Annotated in this window: 25 protein-coding genes; 16 read left to right on the forward strand and 9 right to left on the reverse strand. The window is 73.7% G+C overall.

The window, feature by feature from the left end; all coding sequences use genetic code 11:
• Positions 1-12 precede the first annotated feature (12 nt).
• Complete coding sequence (locus tag ACZJYS_RS04525) at positions 13-708, reverse strand: metallophosphoesterase family protein (protein ID WP_109516374.1); 696 nt, start codon at positions 706-708, stop codon at positions 13-15.
• Positions 709-870: 162 nt separating this feature from the next.
• The gene (locus ACZJYS_RS04530) at positions 871-2,184 is read right to left on the reverse strand and encodes a PQQ-dependent sugar dehydrogenase (protein WP_493176118.1); all 1,314 of its coding nucleotides are present in this window, start codon (positions 2,182-2,184) and stop codon (positions 871-873) included.
• Between the two features lie 195 nt (positions 2,185-2,379).
• Here ACZJYS_RS04530 and pqqA point away from each other — a divergent pair, with 195 nt between their 5' ends.
• The 6 genes from pqqA (at position 2,380) to ACZJYS_RS04560 (ending at position 5,865) form a co-directional block, all read left to right on the forward strand.
• Positions 2,380-2,457, forward strand: coding sequence for a pyrroloquinoline quinone precursor peptide PqqA (gene pqqA, locus ACZJYS_RS04535; RefSeq protein ID WP_379650412.1), 78 nt, complete (start codon positions 2,380-2,382; stop codon positions 2,455-2,457).
• Between the two features lie 13 nt (positions 2,458-2,470).
• Positions 2,471-3,361, forward strand: coding sequence for a pyrroloquinoline quinone biosynthesis protein PqqB (gene pqqB / locus ACZJYS_RS04540; protein WP_493176120.1), 891 nt, complete (start codon positions 2,471-2,473; stop codon positions 3,359-3,361).
• A complete protein-coding gene (gene pqqC, locus ACZJYS_RS04545; RefSeq protein WP_493176122.1) occupies positions 3,355-4,086 on the forward strand; it encodes a pyrroloquinoline-quinone synthase PqqC in 732 nt (243 codons plus the stop codon). The genes pqqB and pqqC overlap by 7 nt, the downstream gene beginning before the upstream one ends.
• A complete protein-coding gene (gene pqqD / locus ACZJYS_RS04550) occupies positions 4,083-4,346 on the forward strand; it encodes a pyrroloquinoline quinone biosynthesis peptide chaperone PqqD (protein ID WP_493176124.1) in 264 nt (87 codons plus the stop codon). The genes pqqC and pqqD overlap by 4 nt, the downstream gene beginning before the upstream one ends.
• Entirely contained in the window at positions 4,343-5,416 is a 1,074-nt protein-coding gene (gene pqqE, locus ACZJYS_RS04555) for a pyrroloquinoline quinone biosynthesis protein PqqE (protein ID WP_493176125.1), read from the forward strand. The genes pqqD and pqqE overlap by 4 nt, the downstream gene beginning before the upstream one ends.
• Positions 5,417-5,550: 134 nt before the next feature.
• Positions 5,551-5,865, forward strand: coding sequence for a hypothetical protein (locus tag ACZJYS_RS04560; protein ID WP_146201851.1), 315 nt, complete (start codon positions 5,551-5,553; stop codon positions 5,863-5,865).
• Positions 5,866-5,905: 40 nt separating this feature from the next.
• Here ACZJYS_RS04560 and pcaF read toward each other — a convergent pair whose 3' ends face one another.
• Genes pcaF through ACZJYS_RS04575 form a run of 3 tightly spaced genes read right to left on the reverse strand, consistent with a single transcriptional unit; the run spans position 5,906 to position 8,472 of the window.
• Positions 5,906-7,114, reverse strand: coding sequence for a 3-oxoadipyl-CoA thiolase (gene pcaF, locus ACZJYS_RS04565; protein ID WP_493176127.1), 1,209 nt, complete (start codon positions 7,112-7,114; stop codon positions 5,906-5,908).
• A 9-nt stretch (positions 7,115-7,123) separates the two neighbouring features.
• Positions 7,124-7,777 carry a 3-oxoacid CoA-transferase subunit B gene (locus tag ACZJYS_RS04570; protein WP_109516365.1) on the reverse strand — a complete coding sequence of 218 codons (654 nt, stop codon included), beginning with the start codon at positions 7,775-7,777 and terminating at the stop codon, positions 7,124-7,126.
• Positions 7,778-7,803: 26 nt separating this feature from the next.
• Positions 7,804-8,472 carry a 3-oxoacid CoA-transferase subunit A gene (locus ACZJYS_RS04575; protein ID WP_379632972.1) on the reverse strand — a complete coding sequence of 223 codons (669 nt, stop codon included), beginning with the start codon at positions 8,470-8,472 and terminating at the stop codon, positions 7,804-7,806.
• 226 nt (positions 8,473-8,698) lie between these two features.
• On the opposite strand from ACZJYS_RS04575, the gene ACZJYS_RS04580 reads away from it, so the two are divergent.
• Together ACZJYS_RS04580 and ACZJYS_RS04585 are read left to right on the forward strand one after the other, a co-directional pair.
• A complete protein-coding gene (locus tag ACZJYS_RS04580) occupies positions 8,699-9,445 on the forward strand; it encodes a DUF4336 domain-containing protein (RefSeq protein ID WP_493176130.1) in 747 nt (248 codons plus the stop codon).
• Between the two features lie 44 nt (positions 9,446-9,489).
• Positions 9,490-9,810: a hypothetical protein gene (locus tag ACZJYS_RS04585; protein ID WP_493176132.1), complete on the forward strand. Its 321-nt coding sequence runs from the start codon at positions 9,490-9,492 to the stop codon at positions 9,808-9,810.
• 15 nt (positions 9,811-9,825) lie between these two features.
• Here the strand turns inward: ACZJYS_RS04585 and ACZJYS_RS04590 are convergent, their stop codons facing one another.
• Together ACZJYS_RS04590 and ACZJYS_RS04595 are read right to left on the reverse strand one after the other, a co-directional pair.
• Positions 9,826-10,602, reverse strand: coding sequence for an IclR family transcriptional regulator domain-containing protein (locus tag ACZJYS_RS04590; protein WP_493176134.1), 777 nt, complete (start codon positions 10,600-10,602; stop codon positions 9,826-9,828).
• The gene (locus ACZJYS_RS04595; RefSeq protein ID WP_493176136.1) at positions 10,595-11,446 is read right to left on the reverse strand and encodes a helix-turn-helix domain-containing protein; all 852 of its coding nucleotides are present in this window, start codon (positions 11,444-11,446) and stop codon (positions 10,595-10,597) included. The genes ACZJYS_RS04590 and ACZJYS_RS04595 overlap by 8 nt, the downstream gene beginning before the upstream one ends.
• A gap of 99 nt (positions 11,447-11,545) precedes the next feature.
• On the opposite strand from ACZJYS_RS04595, the gene ACZJYS_RS04600 reads away from it, so the two are divergent.
• From ACZJYS_RS04600 to ACZJYS_RS04615, 4 genes are all read left to right on the forward strand, one after another.
• The gene (locus tag ACZJYS_RS04600; protein ID WP_493176138.1) at positions 11,546-12,730 is read left to right on the forward strand and encodes a 4-hydroxybenzoate 3-monooxygenase; all 1,185 of its coding nucleotides are present in this window, start codon (positions 11,546-11,548) and stop codon (positions 12,728-12,730) included.
• Between the two features lie 81 nt (positions 12,731-12,811).
• On the forward strand, positions 12,812-13,657 hold the full coding sequence (locus ACZJYS_RS04605) for a PhzF family phenazine biosynthesis protein (protein WP_493176140.1): 846 nt from the start codon (positions 12,812-12,814) through the stop codon (positions 13,655-13,657).
• Positions 13,658-13,721: 64 nt separating this feature from the next.
• Positions 13,722-14,462 (forward strand): ABC transporter ATP-binding protein, encoded by a 741-nt coding sequence (locus ACZJYS_RS04610; RefSeq protein WP_493176142.1) that lies wholly within the window; start codon positions 13,722-13,724, stop codon positions 14,460-14,462.
• A complete protein-coding gene (locus tag ACZJYS_RS04615) occupies positions 14,459-15,259 on the forward strand; it encodes an ABC transporter permease (protein ID WP_109516357.1) in 801 nt (266 codons plus the stop codon). Before ACZJYS_RS04610 ends, ACZJYS_RS04615 begins: the two co-directional genes overlap by 4 nt.
• Before the next feature lie 69 nt (positions 15,260-15,328).
• On the opposite strand, the gene ACZJYS_RS04620 is transcribed toward ACZJYS_RS04615, so the two are convergent.
• Entirely contained in the window at positions 15,329-15,643 is a 315-nt protein-coding gene (locus tag ACZJYS_RS04620) for a hypothetical protein (RefSeq protein ID WP_146201850.1), read from the reverse strand.
• 165 nt (positions 15,644-15,808) lie between these two features.
• On the opposite strand from ACZJYS_RS04620, the gene ACZJYS_RS04625 reads away from it, so the two are divergent.
• The 3 genes from ACZJYS_RS04625 to ACZJYS_RS04635 all read left to right on the forward strand — a co-directional run bounded on the left by ACZJYS_RS04625 (position 15,809) and on the right by ACZJYS_RS04635 (position 19,598).
• The gene (locus tag ACZJYS_RS04625; RefSeq protein ID WP_109516425.1) at positions 15,809-16,441 is read left to right on the forward strand and encodes a histidine phosphatase family protein; all 633 of its coding nucleotides are present in this window, start codon (positions 15,809-15,811) and stop codon (positions 16,439-16,441) included.
• Between the two features lie 94 nt (positions 16,442-16,535).
• Positions 16,536-17,393, forward strand: coding sequence for a lipid-binding SYLF domain-containing protein (locus ACZJYS_RS04630; protein ID WP_493176146.1), 858 nt, complete (start codon positions 16,536-16,538; stop codon positions 17,391-17,393).
• A gap of 126 nt (positions 17,394-17,519) precedes the next feature.
• On the forward strand, positions 17,520-19,598 hold the full coding sequence (locus ACZJYS_RS04635) for a methyl-accepting chemotaxis protein (protein WP_493176148.1): 2,079 nt from the start codon (positions 17,520-17,522) through the stop codon (positions 19,596-19,598).
• Between the two features lie 21 nt (positions 19,599-19,619).
• On the opposite strand, the gene ACZJYS_RS04640 is transcribed toward ACZJYS_RS04635, so the two are convergent.
• Positions 19,620-20,492 (reverse strand): NUDIX hydrolase, encoded by an 873-nt coding sequence (locus tag ACZJYS_RS04640; protein ID WP_493176150.1) that lies wholly within the window; start codon positions 20,490-20,492, stop codon positions 19,620-19,622.
• On the opposite strand from ACZJYS_RS04640, the gene ACZJYS_RS04645 reads away from it, so the two are divergent.
• Positions 20,491-20,634 carry a hypothetical protein gene (locus ACZJYS_RS04645; protein WP_493176152.1) on the forward strand — a complete coding sequence of 48 codons (144 nt, stop codon included), beginning with the start codon at positions 20,491-20,493 and terminating at the stop codon, positions 20,632-20,634. The two genes, ACZJYS_RS04640 and ACZJYS_RS04645, sit on opposite strands and share 2 nt — an antisense overlap.
• The last annotated feature ends 6 nt before the right edge of the window (positions 20,635-20,640 follow it).

Genomic DNA, 20,640 nt, shown 5'->3' on the forward strand with positions numbered 1-20,640 from the left:
CAAGGCGCCCTCTCATACGGAGAGGAAACGAAGTTGCGCGGCTTCCAGCACCAGGCAGGTCAGCGGTCCGCCGGCGACCGCCCCGGTGTCGATGCCGATGCGGTTCGGGCGCAGCTCCGGCGCGCGGCAGGGGGTGTGCCCGTGCACCACCACCTTGGGCAGCGGGCGGGGCCAGGAGAGGAAGGGCTCGCGGATCCACAGCAGGTCCTGGTTGCGCTGCGCCGCCAGCGGCCGGCGCGGATCGATGCCGGCATGGACGAAAAGATAATCCCCCGCCTCCCATCGCAGCGGCATGGTGGCCAGCAGCGCCCGGTGCCGCAGCGGCAGCACCGGCGGCCCCTGGCAGACGCCATAGCTGGAGAGAGTGGCGTCGCCGCCATTCCACAGCCAGACATCCTCGGCCACCGTGCCGGGGCCGGCGGCGAGCGAATCCAGCATCATCGCCTCGTGGTTGCCGCGCAGATGGACACGCTCGGCGCCGGGCACGGGGCTTTCGCCGCAGAGCCGGTCGAGCACCGCGGCGCTGTCCGGGCCGCGGTCCACATAATCGCCGAGATGCACCAGGGCGCAGCGCTCGGCCGGGCGGCGGGCCCAATCCTCCGCCACCATCGCGTGCAGCCTGGCCAGCTTCGTGGCGCAGCCATGCACATCACCGATGGCGTAGACCCTGAGGCCGGGGGGTAACCGGCCGGGCGCCGGAATGGACATGAAGGAACACACCGGACAAGCGAAGCCTGCACGCGCCATGCGCGAGGCGGGACGCCACTATAACCCTCGGCCGGCCGTTCCGTTGTCGGCACCCGTCATCACGCGCTGCGGCGCAGCGCGCGAGGGCAGGGGCAGGGACAGGGGCAGGGGCAGCCCCCCGGCTCAGCGGGCGGGGGCGACCCGCCAGATGCGGTTGCCCGCGTCGTCCGTCACCAGCAGGGCGCCGCGGCCGTCCTCGATGACGCCGACCGGCCGGCCATAGGTCTCGCCCGTTCCGCTGTCGGGCATGAAGCCGGTGAGGAAGGGCTCCAGCGGCCCGCTCGGCCGGCCATCGGCGAAGGGGATGAAGGCGAGCTGGTAGCCGGAGAAGGGCACCCGGTTCCAGGAGCCGCGCTGCGCCACGAAGGCGCCGCCCCGGTAGCGGGCGGGGAAGCCATCCCCCTGGCGCAGGAAGGCGAGGCCGATCGAGGCGGTGTGGCTGCCCACCGCGTAGTCCGGCTTGAGGCTCTGCGCCACCAGGTCGGGCCGCTCCTGGGCCATGCGCGGGTCCGGGTTGCGGCCCCAATAGGCATAGGGCCAGCCATAGAAGCCGCCTTCCCGCACGCTGGTGATGTAGTCCGGCACCAGGTCGTCGCCGATGTTGTCGCGCTCGTTCACGGCGGTCCAGAGGGCGCCGGTCTGCGGCTCCCAGTCCAGCCCGTTCGGGTTGCGCAGGCCGTGGGCGAAGATGCGCTGGCTGCCGCCCTCCGGGTCGATCTCGAGGATGGCGGCGCGGCGCGCCTCGCGCTCCATGCCGAACTCGCCATTGTTGCTGGCGGAGCCCACCGTGACATAGAGCTTCCGCCCGTCCGGCGCGGCGACGACGTTGCGCGTCCAGTGGTTGTTGTAGCCGCCGGCGGGCAGGTCCAGCAGGCGCTGGGCGGTGGCGGGGTCGATGCGGTCGCCGCCCGGCGTGTAGCGGTAGCGCATCAGCGCGTCGGTGTTGGCGATGTAGAGCCAGCCATTCTGCCACAGCATCCCGAAGGGCTGGTTCAGCCCGGTGAGCAGCACCTGCCGCGTCTCCGCCACGCCGTCGCCATCGGCGTCGCGCAGCAGGGTGACGCGGTTGGCGCTTTCGCCGGCGATGGTGCCGGCGGCGCGCTGCTTCTCCAGCTTCTCGCGGTCCTCGGCATTCTCCGGCGGCTTGGGCACGGTGCGCGCCTCGGCCACCAGGATGTCGCCATTCGGCAGGCGGTGCATCCAGCGCGGGCTGTCCAGCCCGGTGGCGAAGGCATTGACGGTGAAGCCCTCCGGCGCGCGGGGCGTCACCCCGTCCGGCCAGCCCAGCTGGCGGGAGTAGTTCTGCACCGCGTGGCTCAGGTCGGGCGGCGGCAGGCGGGGGTCGGGGCCCGTCGCCGCCGGGGCGCGGCCGGCCCAGGCGCCGAGAGAGAGGCCCAGGGCGGAGCCCAGCAGAAGGCGGCGGGAGGGTGCGGCCATCGGGGAGGATCTCCTGCGAAGGGGCGGCGATGCCAGTGCAACGGCGCCGTCATGGTCCGGTTGGGGCGCCTCGCGCCGCCGTGACCGGGCGGGGAGGGTGTGAAACCCCCCGCCGCGCCGCCACGTTGGGCCGGTGTGGCCGCACCCCTCCGGTGCGGGCCCGCAGCGTCCCGTCCCGACCGCCAGGAGGCCCTCATGAAGCGTTGGACCAAGCCCCGCATCGTCACCCTCTGCACCGGCATGGAGATCAACTCCTACGCCACCGCCGAGTAATCCCGGGCGGGAGATGCGGCTCATCATCCTGGGCTCGGCGGCGGGTGGCGGCTTCCCGCAATGGAACTGCGCCTGCGAGAATTGCCGGCTGGCCTGGGCGGGCGACCCCCGCCTCTCCCCCCGCACCCAGTCCGCCCTGGCGGTGGCGCTGGCCGATGGCACCTGGCTGCTGGTGAACGCCTCGCCGGATGTGCTGCGGCAGATCGCCGCCACCCCGGCCCTGCAGCCGGGGGCGGCGCCGCGGCACAGCCCCATCGCGCAGGTGCTGCTGACCAGCGGCGAGATCGACCACATCGCCGGGCTGCTCTCGCTGCGGGAGCGGCAGGGCTACGGGCTGCGCGCCACCCCGCGCGTGCTCGGCATCCTGCGCGACAACAGCATCTTCGAGGCGCTGAGCCCCGGGCATGTGCGGCGCGCGCCGCTGGCCCTGGGCCAGGCGTGGGAACTGCCGGGGCTGACGCTGCGGCTCTTCGCCGTGCCGGGCAAGCCGCCCCTCTACCTGGAGGCGGGCACTACTGCGGATGCGGAGGACACGGTGGCGGTGGAGCTCACCGCGCCCGATGGCCGGCGCGCCTACTACATCCCGGGCTGCCACGCCGTGACCCCGGAGCTGCGCGCGCGCCTCGATGGCGCCGCGCTGCTGCTGTTCGACGGCACGGTCTGGACCGATGACGAGCTGCGCCGCGCCGGCGTCGGCGAGAAGACCGGCCGCCGCATGGGCCACCAGCCGCTCTCGGGCGAGGATGGCTCGCTGGCGGCGCTGGCGGGGCTGGCGATCGGCCGGCGCGTGCTCGTGCACATCAACAACACCAACCCGCTGCTGCGGTCCGATTCGGCGGAGCGCGCCCAGGCCGCCGCGCTGGGCTGGGCGGTGGCGGAGGACGGCATGGAGCTGGCATGGTGACGCGGCCGATGACGCCCGACGAACTCGAGGCCGCGCTGCGGCGGATCGGCGCCGAGCGCTACCACAACCTGCACCCCTTCCACCGCCTGCTGCATGAGGGGCGGCTGGACAAGGGGCAGGTGCAGGCCTGGGCGCTGAACCGCTACTACTACCAGAGCCGCATCCCGCTGAAGGACGCCGCCTTCCTCTCCCGCGCCGAGGACCCGGCGCTGCGCCGCGAATGGCGCCGCCGCATCGAGGACCATGACGGCACGGACGGCACGGATGGCGGCATCAACCGCTGGCTGGCGCTGACCGACGGGCTGGGGCTGGACCGCGCCGATGTCGAGGCCGGGCGCGGCATCCTGCCCGCCACGCGCTTCGCGGTGGATGCCTACGTGCGCTACGTGCGCGACAAGTCGCTGCTGGAGGCGGTGGCCTCCTCGCTGACCGAGCTGTTCTCGCCCACCATCATCTCCGAGCGCGTCTCGGGGATGCTGCGGCACTACGACTTCATCAGCGAGGACACGCTGCGCTATTTCGGCCACCGCATGACGCAGGCGCCGCGCGATTCCGACTTCGCGCTGGATTTCGTCAAGCGCGAGGCGCGCACGCCGGAGCAGCAGGAGCAGGTGCTGGAGGCGCTGCGCTTCAAGTGCGATGTGCTCTGGGCGCAGCTCGACGCGCTGCACCACGCCTATGTCACGCCCGGGCTGATCCCGCCCGGCGGCTTCCGGCCCCGATGAGCGAGGCCCCCCGCCTCTCGCCGCACGCCCGGCTGCGGCACGATGCGGCGCGCGGGCAATGGGTGCTGCTGGCGCCCGAGCGCGTGCTGGTGCTGGACGAGACCTCCCACGCCATCCTGGCCCTGCTGGACGGCACGCGGGACGTCGCCGCCATCGCCGCGCAGCTCGCCGCCGAATACGATGCGCCGGCGGAGGAGATCGCCGCCGACGTGACGGCGCTGCTGGACGATCTCCGCGCGCAGGGGCTGGTGCGGCCATGAGCGGGAGCATCCCGCCGCCGATCGGGCTGCTGGCGGAGCTGACGCATCGCTGCCCGCTGGGCTGCCCCTACTGCTCCAACCCCACCGACCTGGAGAAGCGCGGCGCCGAGCTGGACACCGCCACCTGGCAGCGGGTGATGCGCGAGGCGGCGGCGCTCGGCGTGCTGCAACTGCATCTCTCGGGCGGCGAGCCGGCGGCGCGGCCGGACCTGGAGGCCATCACCGCCGCCGCCGCCGAGGCTGGGCTCTACACCAACCTCATCACCTCCGGCGTGCTGCTGAACGGTGCCCGGCTGCGCGCCCTGGCCGATGCCGGGCTGGCGCATGTGCAGCTCAGCCTGCAGCACGCCGAGGCGGCGGCGGCCGACCGCATCGGCAATTTCCGCGGCGGCCATGCCCGCAAACTGGCGCTGGTCGAGGAGATCCACGCCGCCGGGCTGGCGCTGACCATCAACGTGGTGCTGCACCGGGGCAACCTGGATTCGGTGGAGGCGATGATCGCGCTGGCGGAAAGGCTCGGCGCCGGGCGGCTGGAGATCGCGCACACCCAGTACCATGGCTGGGCGCTGCGCAACCGCGCGGCGCTGATGCCGAGCGCCGCGCAGGTGGCGGAATCGCGCGCCACCGTGCTGGCGGCGCGGGAGCGGCTGCAGGGCCGCATGGCGATCGACTTCGTGGCGCCGGACTACCATGCCAGCCGCCCCAAGGCCTGCATGGGCGGCTGGGGCCGGCAGTTCCTGAACGTGACGCCGAGCGGCGCCGTGCTGCCCTGCCACGCCGCCGAGACCATCCCTGGCCTCAGCTTCCCGCGCGTGACGGAACAATCGCTGGCCGAGATCTGGTATGGCGCGGAGGCCTTCAACCGCTTCCGCGGCACCGCCTGGATGCCGGAGCCCTGCCGCTCCTGCGACCGGCGGGAGGTGGATTGGGGCGGCTGCCGCTGCCAGGCGCTGGCGCTGACCGGCGACGCCACCCAGGCCGACCCCGCCTGCGCCCTCTCGCCGCACCGCGCCGCCCTGCTGGCCGCGCTGGAGGCGCCGGCGGAAGACAGCCTGGCCTTCCGCCGCTGAGGCGGCAGGAAGGCAGGCGTTCCGGGCCGCGGGACCGCGCCCGCAGCGTTGATGCCATTGCCCCTGCTGCGGCCGAAACTTCAACCCGCCCTGCCGCGTAGATCTGTTCGCCCCCAAGACGAAGGAAGCGGATGATGCGCCCCTGCCTGATCATCGCTGCCGGCATCCTCGCGGCCGCGCCCCTGGCGTCCCTGTCACCGGCCCGGAGCGCCGAGCCTCTCCGGATGACCGCCTGCCCCTCCCGCGAGAAGACGGAGCAGATCCTCCAGAGCGGCGGCAATCTCAACCCCGATGGCTGCCGCACCGTGACCGTCACCCGCGTCGATTCCCCCGCCGGTCCGGTCTGCGTCATGAATTTCGGCGAGAGCCAGGGTATCGTTGGCGCCATCACCAGCGCGGCGGTGCCGACCGAGTGGTGGACATCCTGCGAGAATCTCCGCCAGCCCTGACGGCGCCGGGGCTGGAAGCGGGGGAGCGGCCCCGGAGGGCTCAGACCCGCTCCAGCACCATGGCAATGCCCTGGCCGACGCCGATGCACATCGTCACCAGCGCGTAGCGCGCCTCGCGGTGGTGCAGCTCGGCCACCGCCGTCTGCACCAGCCGCGCGCCGGACATGCCGAGCGGATGGCCGAGCGCGATGGCGCCGCCATTCGGGTTCACATGCTCGGCGTCGTCCGGCAGGCCGAGATCGCGCGTCACGGCAAGGGCCTGGGCGGCGAAGGCCTCGTTCAGTTCGATCACGTCGATGTCGGAGAGGTCGAGGCCGGCCCTGTCCAGCACCTTGCGGGTGGCGGGCGCCGGGCCGAAGCCCATGATGCGCGGCGGCACGCCGGCGGTGGCGCAGGCCACCACGCGGGCGCGCGGCACCAGGCCGTGCGTGGCCGCCGCCGCCTCGCTGGCCAGCAGGATGGCGCAGGCGCCGTCATTCACGCCCGAGGCGTTGCCCGCCGTCACCGTGCCGCCCTCGCGGCGGAAGGGGGCGGGCAGGCGCGCCAGCATCTCCGGCGTGGTGTCCGGGCGGGGGTGCTCGTCCTGCCGCACGATCACCGGCCCGCCCTTGCGGCGGCGGATCTCGACGGGGACGATCTCCTCGGCGAAGCGGCCGGTCTCCATGGCGCGCCTGGCCCGCTGCTGGCTGCGGAAGGCGAAGGCGTCCTGGTCGGCGCGGCCGATCTGGAAATCGGCCGCGACGTTCTCCGCCGTCTCCGGCATGGATTCGGCGCCGTACTGCGCCCGCATCAGCGGGTTGACGAAGCGCCAGCCGATGGTGGTGTCGTACATCTCCGCCTGCCGGCCGAAGGGCTCGGCGTTCTTGCCCATGACGAAAGGCGCGCGCGTCATGCTCTCCACGCCGCCGGCCAGCATCAGCTCCGCCTCGCCGGACTTGATGGCGCGGGCGGCGATGCCGGTGGCGTCCAGCCCCGAGCCGCAGAGCCGGTTGACGGTGCTGCCCGGCACGCCATCGGGCAGGCCGGCCAGCAGCCCGGCCATGCGCGCCACGTTGCGGTTGTCCTCCCCCGCCTGGTTGGCGCAGCCGAGGACGATGTCGTCCAGCGCGCCCCAGTCGAGCCCGCGGTGGCGGGCCATCAGCGCCTTGATCGGCACGGCGGCGAGGTCATCGGCGCGCACCGCCGCCAGCGCGCCGGCATGGCGGCCGATGGGCGTGCGGGCGGCGTCGCAGATGAAGGCGTCACGCATCGCGGTGTGTCAGGCCTTGCGCAGTGGCGCGTCGGTGCGCGCCTGGAGGTCGTCGAAGCTGAGGCCGGGGGCCATGTCCACCACCGCGAAGCCCTGCTCCGTCACGTCCAGCACCGCGAGGTTGGTGTAGACGCGGCGCACGGCGCGCATGGCCGTCAGCGGGTAGCCGCAGCGGTGCACCAGCTTGGAGCGGCCCTCCTTGGTGGTGTGCTCCATCACCACCCACAGCCGCTTGGCGCCGGCCGCGAGGTCCATGGCGCCGCCGACGGCAGGGGCGGTGTCGTTGGCCGAGGTCGCCCAGTTGGCGACGTCGCCATTCTCCGCCACCTCGAAGGCGCCGAGCACGCAGAGGTCGAGATGCCCGCCGCGGATCATGGCGAAGCTGTCGGCGTGGTGCACATAGGCGCCGCCGCGCAGCAGCGTCACCTGCTGCTTGCCGGCGTTGATCAGCCAGGGGTCGGCGTCGTCGGGCGCGGGGGCGGGGCCCATGCCCAGCACGCCGTTCTCGGAGTGGAACACCACCTCGCGCTCGGCGGGGACGAAATCGGCCACCAGCGTCGGAATGCCGATGCCGAGGTTGACGTACCAGCCCTCGGGAATGTCCTGCGCCACCCGTGCGGCCATCTGCTTGCGGGAGAGGGGCGTGAAGCTTGTCTCGCTCATGGGGAGGATCCTCTCAGGCCCAAGGGTCAGGCGACAGGGTGCAGCAGGACGCGGTCGACGAAGATGCCGGGGGTGACGACCTCCTCCGGGTCCAGCGTGCCGAGCGGCTCGATCATGTCCACCTGCGCGATGGTGAGCTTCGCGGCCATGGCCATCACCGGATTGAAGTTGCGGCCCGAGCGCCGGTAGGTGAGGTTGCCCCAGCGGTCCGCCTTGTGCGCCTGGATCAGCGCCACGTCGCCGGGCAGGGCGTGCTCCAGCACGCAGGGGCGGCCGTTGAACTCGGCGGTGGGCTTGCCCTCGGTCAGCAGTGTGCCGTAGCCGGTGGGGGTGTAGAAGGCGGGCACCCCGGCGCCGGCGGCGCGCATCCGCTCGGCCAGCGTGCCCTGCGGCACGATCTCCAGCTCCAGCTTCCCGGCCTTGTACAGCTCCTCGAACACCACCGAGCCGGCGCTGCGCGGGAAGGAGCAGATGATCTTGCGCACCCGCCCCAGCTCCATCAGCCGCGCCAGCCCGACGCGCCCGGCGCCGGCATTGTTGGCGACGATGGTGAGGTCCTTCGCCCCCTGCTCGATCAGCCCGTCGATCAGCGCGTCCGGCTGGCCGACCGAGCCGAAGCCGCCCACCAGCACGGTGGCGCCGTCGGCGAGGCCCTGCATGGCCTCGGCCATGTCGCGCACGGTCTTGTTGATCATCGGATCGTTCCCTCGGGGTGTCCCTGCTGGGTCATGGCGTTCCCTGTTCTTCTTGCGGTGGGCGAGACTAGGTCCGCCATGCGCGGGGCCGCAACGGCGTGCGCTATCCGCACACCAGGCATCCTGGAAGCTCCGGCCGCAACAGCCGCCTCCTCCGGGGCGTTAGCCCCCGGGAACGACCCTGCGCCCCGCTTCCTGCTGGCGCATCCGGACAGCAAGGACGCGCATGGCCGAGCCTGCCCATCCCGCCACCTATCCGCCCCTCGATCAGCCGAAGCCGGTGGCGGAGGGGCTCTGGATCGTGGACAGCGGCCCGCTGCGCGTCCTGGGCCTTCCCCTGCCGGTGCGCATGACGGTGCTCCGCCTGCGGGATGGCGGGCTCTGGCTGCACTCGCCCACCCGCCATACCGCCGCGCTGCAGCGCGCGCTGCAGGAGATCGGCCCGATCCGCCATCTGGTCGCGCCCAACATCGCGCACTGGTCCTTCCTGCAGGCCTGGCAGCGCCATTGCCCGGAAGCCAGGATCTGGGCGGCACCGGAGCTGCGGCGGCGCCGCGCCGTGCGGAAATCCCGCCTGCGGCTGGACCACGACCTTGCCGGCGCCGCGCCGGAGCCCTGGGCCGGGGAGATCGAGCAGCGCGTCGTGCCCGGGGCCGGCGGCTTCCGCGAGGTGGCCTTCTTTCACCAGCCGAGCCGCAGCCTGCTGCTGACCGACCTGGTGCAGAACCTGGAGCCCGGCAAGCTGCCGCCCCTGGTGCGCCCCCTGGCGCGGCTGGCCGGCGTCACGGCGCCGGAGGGCGGCACGCCGGCCTATCTGCGCGCCCTGCTGCGCCTGCGCCGCCAGGAGGCCGCCGAGGCCGTCCGGCAGATGCTGGCATGGCAGCCGGAGCGGGTGATCTTCGCCCATGGCGCCTGGTTCGAGCGGGACGGCACCGCGGCGCTGCGGCGCGCCCTGGCCTGGCTGCTGCGCTGAGCCGCCCGCCACCCCTGATTCCCCGCAGCAAGGAACACGGACACATGCCCACCCCTGCCAAGTCCACCCCTGCCAAGCCCGCCCCGCGCGGCACCCGCGCCCTGACCAGCGCCATCCTGGCCGCCCTGGAGGGCATCCCCGAGGTGAACCGCAAGGCGGCCTTCCGCCACGCCACGGTGGCGGTGCGGGAGAAGCTGATCGCCCAGTCGGAGAAGGCGAAGGCCGCCGCGCGCCGGGCACCCGCCCTGCCGGGGGCGAAGCGCCGCGCCGCCGTGGCGTCCATCCGGGAGGACACGGCCCGGGAAGACACGGCGAAGCCGCCGCGCGCCACGGCCCGTCGCGGCCGGAGCGCACCGGCCGGCTGAAGGGCGGGGCCGCGCCTAGCCCGGAATGGTCCGCCGCAGCTCGGCGGCGGCGTGGAGCAGGGCCGGCAGCAGCCGCTCCCGCAGCACCTCGTCCGGCGCGCGTGCCGTCCGCACGCCGATGTTGATGGCGGCGACGCAGCGCCCGCGCTGGTCGCGCACCGGCACGGCAACGGAACGCAGCCCGATCTCCAGCTCCTCGTCCACCAGTGCGTAGCCGCGCGCCCGCGCCTCGCGGATGGCGGCGCGGATCGCGCTGCGGGTGGTGCGGGTGTGGGCGGTGAGCGCGGCGGGGGCGAGGCGCGCCACGAACTGGTCCACCAGCGGCTCCGGCTGGGCGGAGAGCAGCGCCCGCCCCAGCGCCGTGCAATGCGCCGGCAGCCGGCTGCCCACCCCCAGCGCCACGGAGGCGATGCGCGCCGCCGCCGCGCGGGCGATGTAGACCACCTCCGGCCCGTCGAGGATGGCGGCGGAGCAGCTCTCGCCCGTCGCCTCGCGCACCGCGTCGAGCTGCGGCTGGAGCTGCTCGGGCAGGGTGGCGCTGGCCAGCCAGGCGCCGCCCAGCCGCAGCACGCGGGGGGTGAGGGCGAAGCCGCGCCCATCCGCCTCGGCATAGCCCAGCGAAACCAGGGTGAGCAGGCAGCGCCGTGCCGCCGCGCGCGTCATGCCTGTGGCGCGGGCGATCTCGGCGATGCTGGCGCGGCCCTCGCCGGCCTGCCCCGGCAGGGCGTGGAACGCCTCGATCACGGCCAGGCCGCGCGAGAGGCCGCCCAGCAGGTCGCGCGGGTTACCCATCGCGCGCCTGGCCGGGGGTCAGTCCCGTCATGCGGCGGAAGAAGCGCGAGAAATAGGCCGGGTCGCGGAAGCCGAGCCCGTAGCCGATCTCGGCGACCGAGAGGGAGGAGTAGCGCAGGCTGCGCCGCGCCTCGGTGATGCGCCGGGCGTTGAGGATCTGCAGCGGCGTGCGCCCGGCGGCGGCGCGGCAGAGCGCGGCGAGGCGCTTCTCGGAAAGGCCCAGCGCCTTCTGGTAGTCGGCGATCGGGCGCGGCTCGTGGAACCACTGCTCCACCAGGGCGCGGAAGCGGGCGAAGTGCAGCGTGTCGGCGCTGGCGGCGGCGTCCGCCCGCGGCTGCCCGGCGCGCAGCCGCGCCAGGGCGATGAGCAGCAGCCGCAGCTGCGCCGCCAGCGCCGCGCTTCGCCCGGGCCGGTGGGCGGTGAATTCCTCCGCCAGCTCGGCGAAGCGCTGCGGCACGCGGTGGGCAACCAGCGCCGCCGGCTCCAGCGGCAGCAGCAGCGCCGCCTCGGGCAGCGTGTCCTCCGCCAGCAGCTCCGCCGCCCAGGGCAGGGCGAGGCTCAGCACCCAGCCATCCGTGCCGGGCTGGAAGGTGAAGCCGTGGATCACCGCCGGCGGCAGCAGCAGCAGGGCGGGGGCGGCGAAGTCCCGCTCCTGCCCGTCGAACTGCGCGCGGCCGCCGCCCTGCTCGGCCAGCAGCAGCTGCAGCAGGCCGGGATGGCGGTGCGGCGCGATGTGCCAGCCATGCGGCAGGCTGCGGGCGGGGATGGTCTCGATGTGCAGGAAGCGGGAATCCGCCTCATCCCCGGCCTCGCCGTAGAGGAAGAAGCGCGGGACGATCTCCATGGCGGGAAAGTGCCAGGATTTCGCCCTTCCGTCCATTCAGCCGCGCCGGCGGGGCGGGATAGCGTGCCGGCCAAGCAGAAGCCTCCGGAGGAAAAGTCCATGCGCACCCAGGTCGGCATCGTCGGCTGCGGCCCCGCCGGGTTGTTCCTGGCCCACCTCCTGCACCGTGCCGGCATCGAATCCGTCATCCTGGAGAGCCGGAGCCGCGCCGAGGTGGAGGGCACCATCCGCGCCGGCGTGCTGGAGCACTGGCTCGTCGAGATGATGACGGCGATGGGCCTCGGCGCGCGGATGCTGCGCGAGGGGCATTTCCACACCGGCATCACCCTGCAATGGAACCGCCAGCGCCTGCATCTCGACATGGAGGACCTCACCGGCGGCAGGAAGGTGACGGTCTATGCCCAGCACGAGGTGCTGAAGGACCTGATCGCCGCGCGGCTGGCCGATGGCGGCGCCATCCATTTCGGCGTCTCGGCCACCGCCATCCACGCGGTGGACACCGACCGCCCCTTCCTCACCTGGCGCGCCGATGGCGACGGCCCGGAGCAGCGGCTGGATTGCGACTACATCGTCGGCGCCGACGGCTTCCACGGCCCGGGGCGGCAGGCCATCCCGGCCAGCCGCCGCACCGAGTACCAGAAGATCTACCCCTTCGGCTGGCTCGGCATCCTGGCCCGGGCGCCGCTCTCCTGGCCGGAGCTGATCTACGCCAACCAGGGCGAGGGCTTCGCGCTGCTCTCCACGCGCTCGCCCGAGATCCAGCGCATGTACATCCAGTGCGACCCGGCGGACGACATCGCCCGCTGGTCCGACGACCGCATCTGGGCGCAGCTCGAGGCGCGCCTGTCCACCGACGATGGCTGGGTGCTGCAACGGGGAGAGATCTTCCAGAAGGGCATCATCCCGCTGCGCAGCTTCGTCTGCGAGCCGATGCAGCACGGCCGGCTGTTCCTGGCGGGCGATGCCGCGCACATCGTCCCGCCCACCGGCGCCAAGGGACTGAACCTGGCGGTGGCCGACGCGGTGGTGCTGGCCCGCGCCCTGGAGGCCCGCTATCGCGACAACCGCACGGAGAGGCTGGACGCCTACAGCGCCACCTGCCTGCGCCGCGTCTGGAAGGGCGAGCGCTTCTCCTGGTCCATGACCACCATGCTGCACCGCAACCCGGATGACAGCCCCTTCGAGCAGCGCATCCACCAGGCGGGGCTCGACCTGCTGCGCAGTTCCCGCGCCGCCGCCACGGCGCTGGCGGAGAACTATGTGGGCCTGCCCTTCGAGGACTGAGCGCCGCCCGGCCGGATGGACAGGCGGGCGGGCCGGGTGGAAGAACAACGCCGCCCTTCCTCCCGCGCCGGAGCCGCCGCCATGCCGATCCTCGATTTCCAGCAGGTCGATGTCTTTTCCGCCACCCCGCTGAAGGGCAACCCGCTGGCCGTGGTGCTGGGCGCGGACGGCCTTTCCGACGCGCAGATGGCCGCCTTCGCCAACTGGACCAACCTCAGCGAGACCACCTTCCTCCTCCGCCCGACCCTGCCGGAGGCGGATTACCGGGTGCGCATCTTCACCCCGGAGCGGGAACTGCCCTTCGCCGGCCACCCGACGCTGGGAAGCTGCCATGCCTGGCTGGCGGCGGGCGGCCGGCCCAGGGGGGCGGAGGTGGTGCAGGAATGCGGTGTCGGCCCCGTGCGCATCCGGCGGGGGGAGGGCGGGCAACTGGCCTTCGCCGCCCCGCCGCTGCGCCGCAGCGGGCCGGTGGAGCCCGAGGTGCTGGCGCGCCTCGCCCGCGGGCTGCGCCTGGCGCCGGAAGCCATCGTGGCGGCGGAGTGGATCGTCAATGGCCCGGAATGGGTGGGGGTGCTGCTCCGCTCCCGCGCCGAGCTGCTGGCGATCGAGCCCGATTATGCGGCGCTGGAGGGGCTGTGGCCCGGCGTGGTGGCGCCCTGGGACCCGGCGGTGGACGGGACGGAGGCGCAGTTCGAGCTGCGCGCCTTCATCCCCGGCTCCGCCGTGCCGGAGGACCCGGTGACGGGCAGCCTGAATGCCGGCATCGGGCAGTGGCTGATCGGCAGCGGCCGGGCACCGGAGCGCTACGTGGCCGCGCAGGGCACGGTGCTGGGCCGCGCCGGCCGCGTCTTCCTGCAGCGGGAAGCGGGGACGGTGTGGGTGGGCGGCGCGGTGGTGACGGTGCTCTCCGGACGGGCGGAGCTGTAGGTCAGGCGAAATTGTAACGGCGGCGGGCCTGGGCAAGCGGCGGCGGCTTCCCCTAATCGGGACCATGCAATCCGCCGCCATCCAGGCCGAGGGCCTGACCAAGCGCTACGGCGAGACCACCGCCGTGGAGTCCCTGAGCTTCACCCTGCCACGCGGCGCCACCTGGGGCCTGCTGGGCGGCAACGGGGCGGGCAAGACCACCACCATCGCCATGCTGCTCGGCCTGCTGGTGCCGAGCGCGGGCCGCGTCTCGGTGCTGGGGCACGACATGGCGCGGGACCGCTTCGCGGCGCTCGCGCGGATGAACTTCTCCTCCCCCTATGTGGCGCTGCCGCACCGGCTGACGGTGGCGGAGAACCTCCGGGTCTATGCCCATCTCTACGGCGTGCGCGGCACCGAGGCGCGCATCGCCGAGCTGGCGGCCGCCCTGCAACTGGAGGAGATCCTGCACCGCCCGGCGGGCCAGCTCTCGGCCGGGCAGAAGACCCGCGTGGCGCTGGCCAAGGCGCTGGTGAACCGCCCCGAGCTGCTGTTGCTGGACGAGCCCACCGCCAGCCTCGACCCGGACACCGGCGACTGGGTGCGGACATGGCTGGAGAATTATCGTGCTGAAAGCGGCTGCGCCATACTCCTGGCCAGCCACAACATGGCCGAGGTGGAGCGCCTCTGCGGCCATGTGCTGATAATGAAGCGCGGCAAGCTGGTTGATGAGGGCAGCCCCGCCGATCTCGTCGCCCGCTTCGGGCGGGATAATCTGGAGGATGTCTTCCTCGACATCGCCCGCGACCGGAGGGTGGAGGCATGAACGGGGCACCGCGCCGCGTCTGGGGCCTGGTCTACCGGCACCTGGCGCTCTACCGCCGCTCCTGGCCGCGGCTGCTGGAGCTGATGTACTGGCCGGTGCTGCAGATGCTCGTCTGGGGCTTCGTCACCGCCTATCTGGCGGGGGTGCAGCAGAACACGGCCACGGTGGCGGCGGGCGTGCTGCTGGGCGGCGTGCTGCTGTGGGAGGTGGCGCTGCGCAGCCAGATGGGCTTCGCCCTCTCCTTCCTGGAGGAGGTCTGGAGCCGCAACCTCGGCCATATCTTCGTCAGCCCCCTGCGGCCGGGGGAGCTGGTGGCGGGGCTGATCACCATGGCCACGCTCAGGATGCTGATCGGCGTGCTGCCGGCGGTGGGGCTGGCCTGGCTGCTCTACGGCTTCGGCCTGTTCGGGCTGGGGCCGGTGGTGGTGCTGTTCTTCGCCGCGCTGATGCTGATGGGCTGGGCGGTGGCGCTCGGCGTCACGGCCATGATCCTGCGGCACGGGGCGGGGGCGGAGCCGCTGGCGTGGTCGGTGCTGTTCGGCCTCACGCCCTTCGCCTGCGTGTTCTACCCGATGGCGACGCTGCCGCAGCCGCTGCAATGGGTGGCGCAGGCCATTCCCGCCGCGCATGTGTTCGAGGGGATGCGCGCCGCGCTGCTGGAGGGGCGGGTGGATGGCTGGCACCTCGCCGCCGCCTTCCTGCTGGATGCGCTGTGGCTGGCGCTGCTCGGCCGCGTCTTCATGGCGCAGTTCGAGGCGGCGCGGCGCAGCGGCGCGCTGATGAACATCGGCGAGTGAACGGGCGGCGCGTGAGCGGGCGGCGAGTGAGCGGGCGGCGGGCGGGGGCGTCCCGCCGCCCCGCCCGCCTCAGCCGAACCAGAAGCGGTCCGGCACGGCGGCCTGGCTGGCGCGGGCCAGGGCCGCTTCCACCTCGGCGGAAGACTCGGGCGCCGTGGCCTGCAGCCGGTCGGTGTCGAGCCCCAGGCTGAGATCCGGCCGCAGGCTCAGCCGCAGCGCCAGGGCATGTGCCAGCACCCGCATCGCCGCCTGGGTCTGCGGCACCTCCTGCCAGCCGGGCAGGCGCATGCTGAAGGCCAGCCGCGCCGCATGCTCCGCCAGCAGCGGGTGCGGGGGCGCCCAGGCCGGCACGGCCGTGGCGATCGGGGGAGATTCGGGGGGCATCCTGCGCGCCTTCATCCGGTCCGGAGGGGAGGGCGCGGAGGGCCGCGCCGCCACCATCTTCCGGCCTTCAGGGTGAACAGGCGGTGAATGCGCGTGACGGCGGCCGGGGCCGGCCATGCCGTCCCGGCAATTCCGCCGCCGCCCGAAAGGGGCTACAGGTCGGGCGTGACCCCGACCCGCTTCTTCCTGATCCGCCACGCCATCGTCGAGCCCTCGGCGCGTGTCGTGATGTATGGCGACATGGATGTCGCCATCTGTTCCCTGGCCCTGGCGCAGGAGAGCGCCGCCTATGCCTGGCTGGCGGGCCGCCTGCCGGAGGGGGCGCGCTGGTTCCACACCCCGCTCTCGCGCACCCGCGCCACGGCCGAGGCGATCTTCGCCGCCGGCTACCCGACGGCCGCGCTGAGCGTGGAGCCGCGCTTCGCCGAGCAGCATCTCGGCGAATGGCAGGGCATCACCTATGAGGCGCTGGCCCGGCTGCTCTCCGAGCCGCCGCACCCCTTCTGGCCGCATGGCGCCGCCGAGCGGCCGCCGGGCGGCGAGAGCCTGCAGGACGTGATCGGCCGCATCGGCCCGGCGCTGGAGGAGATGGCGGAGCGGCTGGAGGGGATGGATGTGGTGATCGTGGCGCATGGCGGCTCGATCCGCGCCGCGGTGGCGCACGCCATGGGGCTCGACCCGCACCAGGCCTTCCAGCTCTCGGTGAAGAACCTCTCCCTCACCCGGCTGGAGAAGCACGGGGCGCATTGGCGCGTGGCCTCGGTGAACGAGGAGCCGCCGGCCGGCGCGGCGGCCTGAAACCGGGGCGCAAAGCCACGCCTCGCTGCAAGTTGGGCTTGCCACGCCGCAGCCGGAAGGCCATTCCTGGGCAATGGGTTGCCGGAGGACCTTCATGCGGCGTTCGATCTTCGCACCAATTCCCTTCGCCGGGGCCTTGCTGCTGACGACGGCCCTGTGCGCCGGAGGCGCGCGGCCGGCCGCCGCGCAGGTGGAGCAGCAGGCGCTGGTGGACCGCTCCACCCTCGCCGTGCAGGAAATGCTCGGCGCCGCCGGCCCGGCCGATGCCGCCCACTACAATGACGCGGTGACCATGCTGCGCCGGGCGCGCGCCGTCATGGTCTGCCCGCGCGTCTTCCGCGCCGGGTTCATCCTGGGCGGGCAGGGCGGCTCCTGCGTGCTGCTGGCGCGCGACGGCGCGGGCTCCTGGTCTTCGCCCGCCTTCTACAGCCTGGGCTCGGGCAGCCTCGGCTTCCAGATCGGCGTGCAGGACGCCATGGTCATGATGATGGTGCTGACCGACAAGGGCCTCTCCGCCCTGATGGACAGCCAGTTCAAGGTCGGCGCCGACGCCTCCATCGCGGTGGCGACGATCGGCGGCGGCATCGCCGGCTCCACCACCGCGGCGGTGGGGGCGGACATCGTCACCTTCGCCAAGACGCGCGGCCTCTATGCCGGCATCGCGCTGGACGGCTCCCTGCTCTCCACCCGCAGCGACTGGAACCGCGCCTATTACGGCCAGAGCGTCGGCGCGCGGCAGATCGTGGTGGACATGGCCGCCCACAACCCGGGGGCCGACCCGCTGCGCGGCACGCTGATGCGCTTCGGCGGCGCGCCGGCGGCCACCGCCGCCCAGCCCTACCAGCAGCAGCAGCAGCAGCAGCAGCAGCCGCAGAGCTTCCAGCAGCCCGGCTACCAGCCGCCGCCCTCCTACCAGCAGGGTGGCGGCGTGCAGGCCGAGCCGCTGCGTTGATCCGGCCCCTGCGCTGATCCGGCCGCCGCCGGTGCCTTGTCGGCACTGGCGGCCGCGATCTGGTAATTTTCCGTTGATGACTTCGCGCTAAGCCAGGCCCTCTCTGCTGAAGTGGGCTTCGGGCATATGCGCATTCGTACTCTCTTCCTGGCCGGCTTCTGCGCTGTGGCCCTGCCAGGCGCGCTGGCCTCCCTGGTGCTGGCCGGCCAGGCCTTCGGCGACTGGCGGCAGGCCAACCAGGCGATGCTCGATACCCGTGCCCTCAGCGCCCTGCAGCGCGCGCAGACCGCGCTGACCATCGAGGTCGGGCAATATGCCAGCTCCGCCACCAGCCCCGCGCCGGACATGCCGACGCTGCGCGCCGCCGTGCCGGTGGCGGACCAGCAGCTTGCGCTGATGGCGGAGAGGCTGCCCGCCTCCTCGCTCGGGGAGGCGGCACTGTCGGTGACGCGGCAGCTCACCCAGACCATGGCCACGCTGCGCCGCCGCGCCGAGGCCGAGTTCGTGCGCCCCCTGCCGCAGCGCGACCCCACCCTGGCCACCGATCTGCGGCAGGCGCGCGCCAACCTGATGGATGGCGTGACCGCGCAGGGCGACACGCTGGTCCGCCTGCTGGCGGTGCGCCAGCCGGAGCTGATGCTGCCGCTGGAGCTGGCCCGGGCCGTGATGCAGCAGCGCGACGTGACGGGCCGCAACCTGACCGCGCTCTATGGCTGGGTGAACGGCCTGCCGGTGGAGCGCGCCGCCTTCCATGCCCTGCAGGGCCAGTTGGGCGAGGCCCGGCAATCGCAGCAGAGCGCGCTGCACCTGGTCGATGTGCTGCGCGACCGGCCGCGGCTGCAGGAGGCGGCCGGCCGGTATGGCAGTCTGAACGAGGCGCTGAATGGCCGGATCCGGCAGCTGAGCGACCTGGCGGCGGCGAATCTGGATCGCGTCGCGCCGCCCGGCACCTGGCCTGCCGACAGCAACGCGCTGCGCCGCGAGATCACGCCCATGCAGTTGCGGCTGCTCGACCTGCGCGACGCCGCGCTGGACGAGGCGATGGCGATGACCGAGGAGGCCACCGGCTCCGCCCGGCTGCGGCTGGCGATGGCGCTGGGGCTGGTGGCCCTGACCCTGGCCGTCGTCCTCGGCGGCCTGCTGCTGCTGATGCGCCGCCTGGTGCAGCCGCTGCGGGCGCTCACCGCCACCCTGTCCCGCATCGCCCAGGGCAGCCTGGAGGTGGCCGTGCCCGGCCACGCCCGCACGGACGAGCTGGGCGAGATGGCGCGCGCCATCGAGACGCTGCGCGAGGGCTCGCGGCAGCGGCTGGCGATGCAGCAGGCCCAGCAGCAGGCCCAGCAGGCCGAGCTGGAGCGCGCCAAGCGGGTCGACCTGCTGCTCAACCACTTCGAGGAGGAAACGGCGGGCATGCTGCGCGTGGTCGCCTCCGCCGCCACCGAGCTGGACGCCACCGCCGCCAGCATGGCCGGCATCGCCCAGGACGGCACCCGCCATGCCGGCGACGTGGCGGAGGCCGCCCGGCAGGCCAGCGCCAATGTGCAGACCGTGGCCGCCGCGGCCGAGGAGCTGGCCGCCAGCATCGCCGAGGTGGCGCGCCAGGTGCGCGACGGCGCCGGCCAGGCGCGCTCCGCCGTGGCCGCCGCCGAGCGCGCCGGGCAGACCGTGCGCGGCCTCTCCGACGCCGCCGACCGCATCGGCGACGTGGTGAAGCTGATCGCCGACATCGCCAGCCAGACCAACCTGCTGGCGCTGAACGCCACGATCGAGGCGGCGCGGGCGGGGGAGAGCGGCAAGGGCTTCGCCGTGGTGGCGTCCGAAGTGAAGAACCTGGCCAGCCAGACGGCCAAGGCCACCGAGGAGATCGGCCAGCAGATCGCCGGCATGCAGACCGAGACGCAGCGGACGGTGCAGGCGATCGGCGCCATCGCCGGGATCATCGAGGGGCTGAACCGCGCCACCGCCCAGGTGGCCGAGGCCGCCGGGCAGCAGGCGGAAGCCACGCAGGAGATCGGCCGCGCCGTGGCCGAGGCGGCCACCGGCACGGATGCCGCCTCCCGCCACGCGATGGGCGTCAGCGCCGATGCCGAGCGCACCGGCACCGCCGCCGGCGAGGTGCGCGCCGCCTCCGGCGAGCTGGCGCAGCGCTCCGAGGCGCTGCGCGGGCAGATGGAGCGCTTCCTCAGCGCGATCCGCGCCGCCTGAGGCGTGGCGGCCGGCGCCGCCTCAGGCGCCGGCCTGCAGCCCGTTGCGCAGCGAGTGCCCCTCGGCGCCCGCGGGGTCGATCAGCCCCTCGCGCAGCAGCAGGTCGATCAGCACCAGGTTGACGTTGAACTTCACGCTGTCCGTGTCCCGCACCACCTCCAGCACGCGGGCGATGGGCCACAGCTCGAAATGCTCCACCTCGTCGTCATGCGGGGTGGGGGTGAAGTCCTCGGGCAGCTCCAGGTCGTAGACATGCAGGATGTCGCGCCGCAGCCCGCCATCGGCCTGGCGCATGATGTAGGAGATGCGGCCCGTGGGCCGCGCCCCCGCCACCAGCTCGGGCGGCAGGCCGGCCTCCTCGGCGCCCTCCTTCACCAGCGTCTCCCAGGCATCCAGCCCGGCGGGGGTGCCGCCGGCCACCAGGTTGTCCCACTGGCCGGGCGCCACCGCCTTGTCCCGCGCCCGCTTGCCGATCCAGACATGCAGCCCGTCGGCCCGGCGCACCAGCCCGTTCAGGTGCACCCCCTGCGCCAGCACGCCGAAGGCCGGCACGGCGCCGCGGTCCAGCGTGGCCAGCACCGGCCCCTCGGGCGTCGCGCGCACGTCGAAGGGCTCGCCGCGCACGCGCAGGTAGCCGGCCTTCTCCAGCCCCTTCGCCGCCTCGGCCAGGGCCGCGCCGCGCGCGGCCGCGCCCCGCAGCCGGCCAGCCAGCGAGACGCCCTCGCCATCGAAATGGAAGTCACGCGGGCGGAAGGCCAGCCAGCGGGCCAGCTCCGGCGACAGCCAGCCGACCTGCTCGGCGCCGATGCGGAAGGGGATCAGCCCGGCGGGCGAGGCCAGGTTGTTGCAGGCGGCGATGTGGCGGGCGAAGCCCGTGGAGGCGGGGATGGGCATGCCCTCCCTCATGCCGCCGCCGCGCGCCGGCGGCAATGCCTTCCGCCCGGCCGGGCTGGGGGGCGGGCCATGTGCCGGGGGCATGCGCGCCGCCCGGATGCGGCGCGGTGCATTGCCGCTGCCGGTGGCGGGCGCCATGTAACGCCCG

It is taken from the genome of Roseomonas sp. TS2, assembly GCF_058833935.1.

Coding starts and splice junctions, on each gene's coding strand:
- ACZJYS_RS04525 (WP_109516374.1), bottom strand. CDS start 708: ATGTCCATTCCGGCGCCCGGCCGGTTACCCCCCGGCCTCAGGGTCTAC.
- ACZJYS_RS04530 (WP_493176118.1), bottom strand. CDS start 2,184: ATGGCCGCACCCTCCCGCCGCCTTCTGCTGGGCTCCGCCCTGGGCCTC.
- pqqA (WP_379650412.1), top strand. CDS start 2,380: ATGAAGCGTTGGACCAAGCCCCGCATCGTCACCCTCTGCACCGGCATG.
- pqqB (WP_493176120.1), top strand. CDS start 2,471: ATGCGGCTCATCATCCTGGGCTCGGCGGCGGGTGGCGGCTTCCCGCAA.
- pqqC (WP_493176122.1), top strand. CDS start 3,355: ATGGTGACGCGGCCGATGACGCCCGACGAACTCGAGGCCGCGCTGCGG.
- pqqD (WP_493176124.1), top strand. CDS start 4,083: ATGAGCGAGGCCCCCCGCCTCTCGCCGCACGCCCGGCTGCGGCACGAT.
- pqqE (WP_493176125.1), top strand. CDS start 4,343: ATGAGCGGGAGCATCCCGCCGCCGATCGGGCTGCTGGCGGAGCTGACG.
- ACZJYS_RS04560 (WP_146201851.1), top strand. CDS start 5,551: ATGCGCCCCTGCCTGATCATCGCTGCCGGCATCCTCGCGGCCGCGCCC.
- pcaF (WP_493176127.1), bottom strand. CDS start 7,114: ATGCGTGACGCCTTCATCTGCGACGCCGCCCGCACGCCCATCGGCCGC.
- ACZJYS_RS04570 (WP_109516365.1), bottom strand. CDS start 7,777: ATGAGCGAGACAAGCTTCACGCCCCTCTCCCGCAAGCAGATGGCCGCA.
- ACZJYS_RS04575 (WP_379632972.1), bottom strand. CDS start 8,472: ATGATCAACAAGACCGTGCGCGACATGGCCGAGGCCATGCAGGGCCTC.
- ACZJYS_RS04580 (WP_493176130.1), top strand. CDS start 8,699: ATGGCCGAGCCTGCCCATCCCGCCACCTATCCGCCCCTCGATCAGCCG.
- ACZJYS_RS04585 (WP_493176132.1), top strand. CDS start 9,490: ATGCCCACCCCTGCCAAGTCCACCCCTGCCAAGCCCGCCCCGCGCGGC.
- ACZJYS_RS04590 (WP_493176134.1), bottom strand. CDS start 10,602: ATGGGTAACCCGCGCGACCTGCTGGGCGGCCTCTCGCGCGGCCTGGCC.
- ACZJYS_RS04595 (WP_493176136.1), bottom strand. CDS start 11,446: ATGGAGATCGTCCCGCGCTTCTTCCTCTACGGCGAGGCCGGGGATGAG.
- ACZJYS_RS04600 (WP_493176138.1), top strand. CDS start 11,546: ATGCGCACCCAGGTCGGCATCGTCGGCTGCGGCCCCGCCGGGTTGTTC.
- ACZJYS_RS04605 (WP_493176140.1), top strand. CDS start 12,812: ATGCCGATCCTCGATTTCCAGCAGGTCGATGTCTTTTCCGCCACCCCG.
- ACZJYS_RS04610 (WP_493176142.1), top strand. CDS start 13,722: ATGCAATCCGCCGCCATCCAGGCCGAGGGCCTGACCAAGCGCTACGGC.
- ACZJYS_RS04615 (WP_109516357.1), top strand. CDS start 14,459: ATGAACGGGGCACCGCGCCGCGTCTGGGGCCTGGTCTACCGGCACCTG.
- ACZJYS_RS04620 (WP_146201850.1), bottom strand. CDS start 15,643: ATGCCCCCCGAATCTCCCCCGATCGCCACGGCCGTGCCGGCCTGGGCG.
- ACZJYS_RS04630 (WP_493176146.1), top strand. CDS start 16,536: ATGCGGCGTTCGATCTTCGCACCAATTCCCTTCGCCGGGGCCTTGCTG.
- ACZJYS_RS04635 (WP_493176148.1), top strand. CDS start 17,520: ATGCGCATTCGTACTCTCTTCCTGGCCGGCTTCTGCGCTGTGGCCCTG.
- ACZJYS_RS04645 (WP_493176152.1), top strand. CDS start 20,491: ATGCCCTCCCTCATGCCGCCGCCGCGCGCCGGCGGCAATGCCTTCCGC.
- ACZJYS_RS04640 (WP_493176150.1), bottom strand. CDS start 20,492: ATGCCCATCCCCGCCTCCACGGGCTTCGCCCGCCACATCGCCGCCTGC.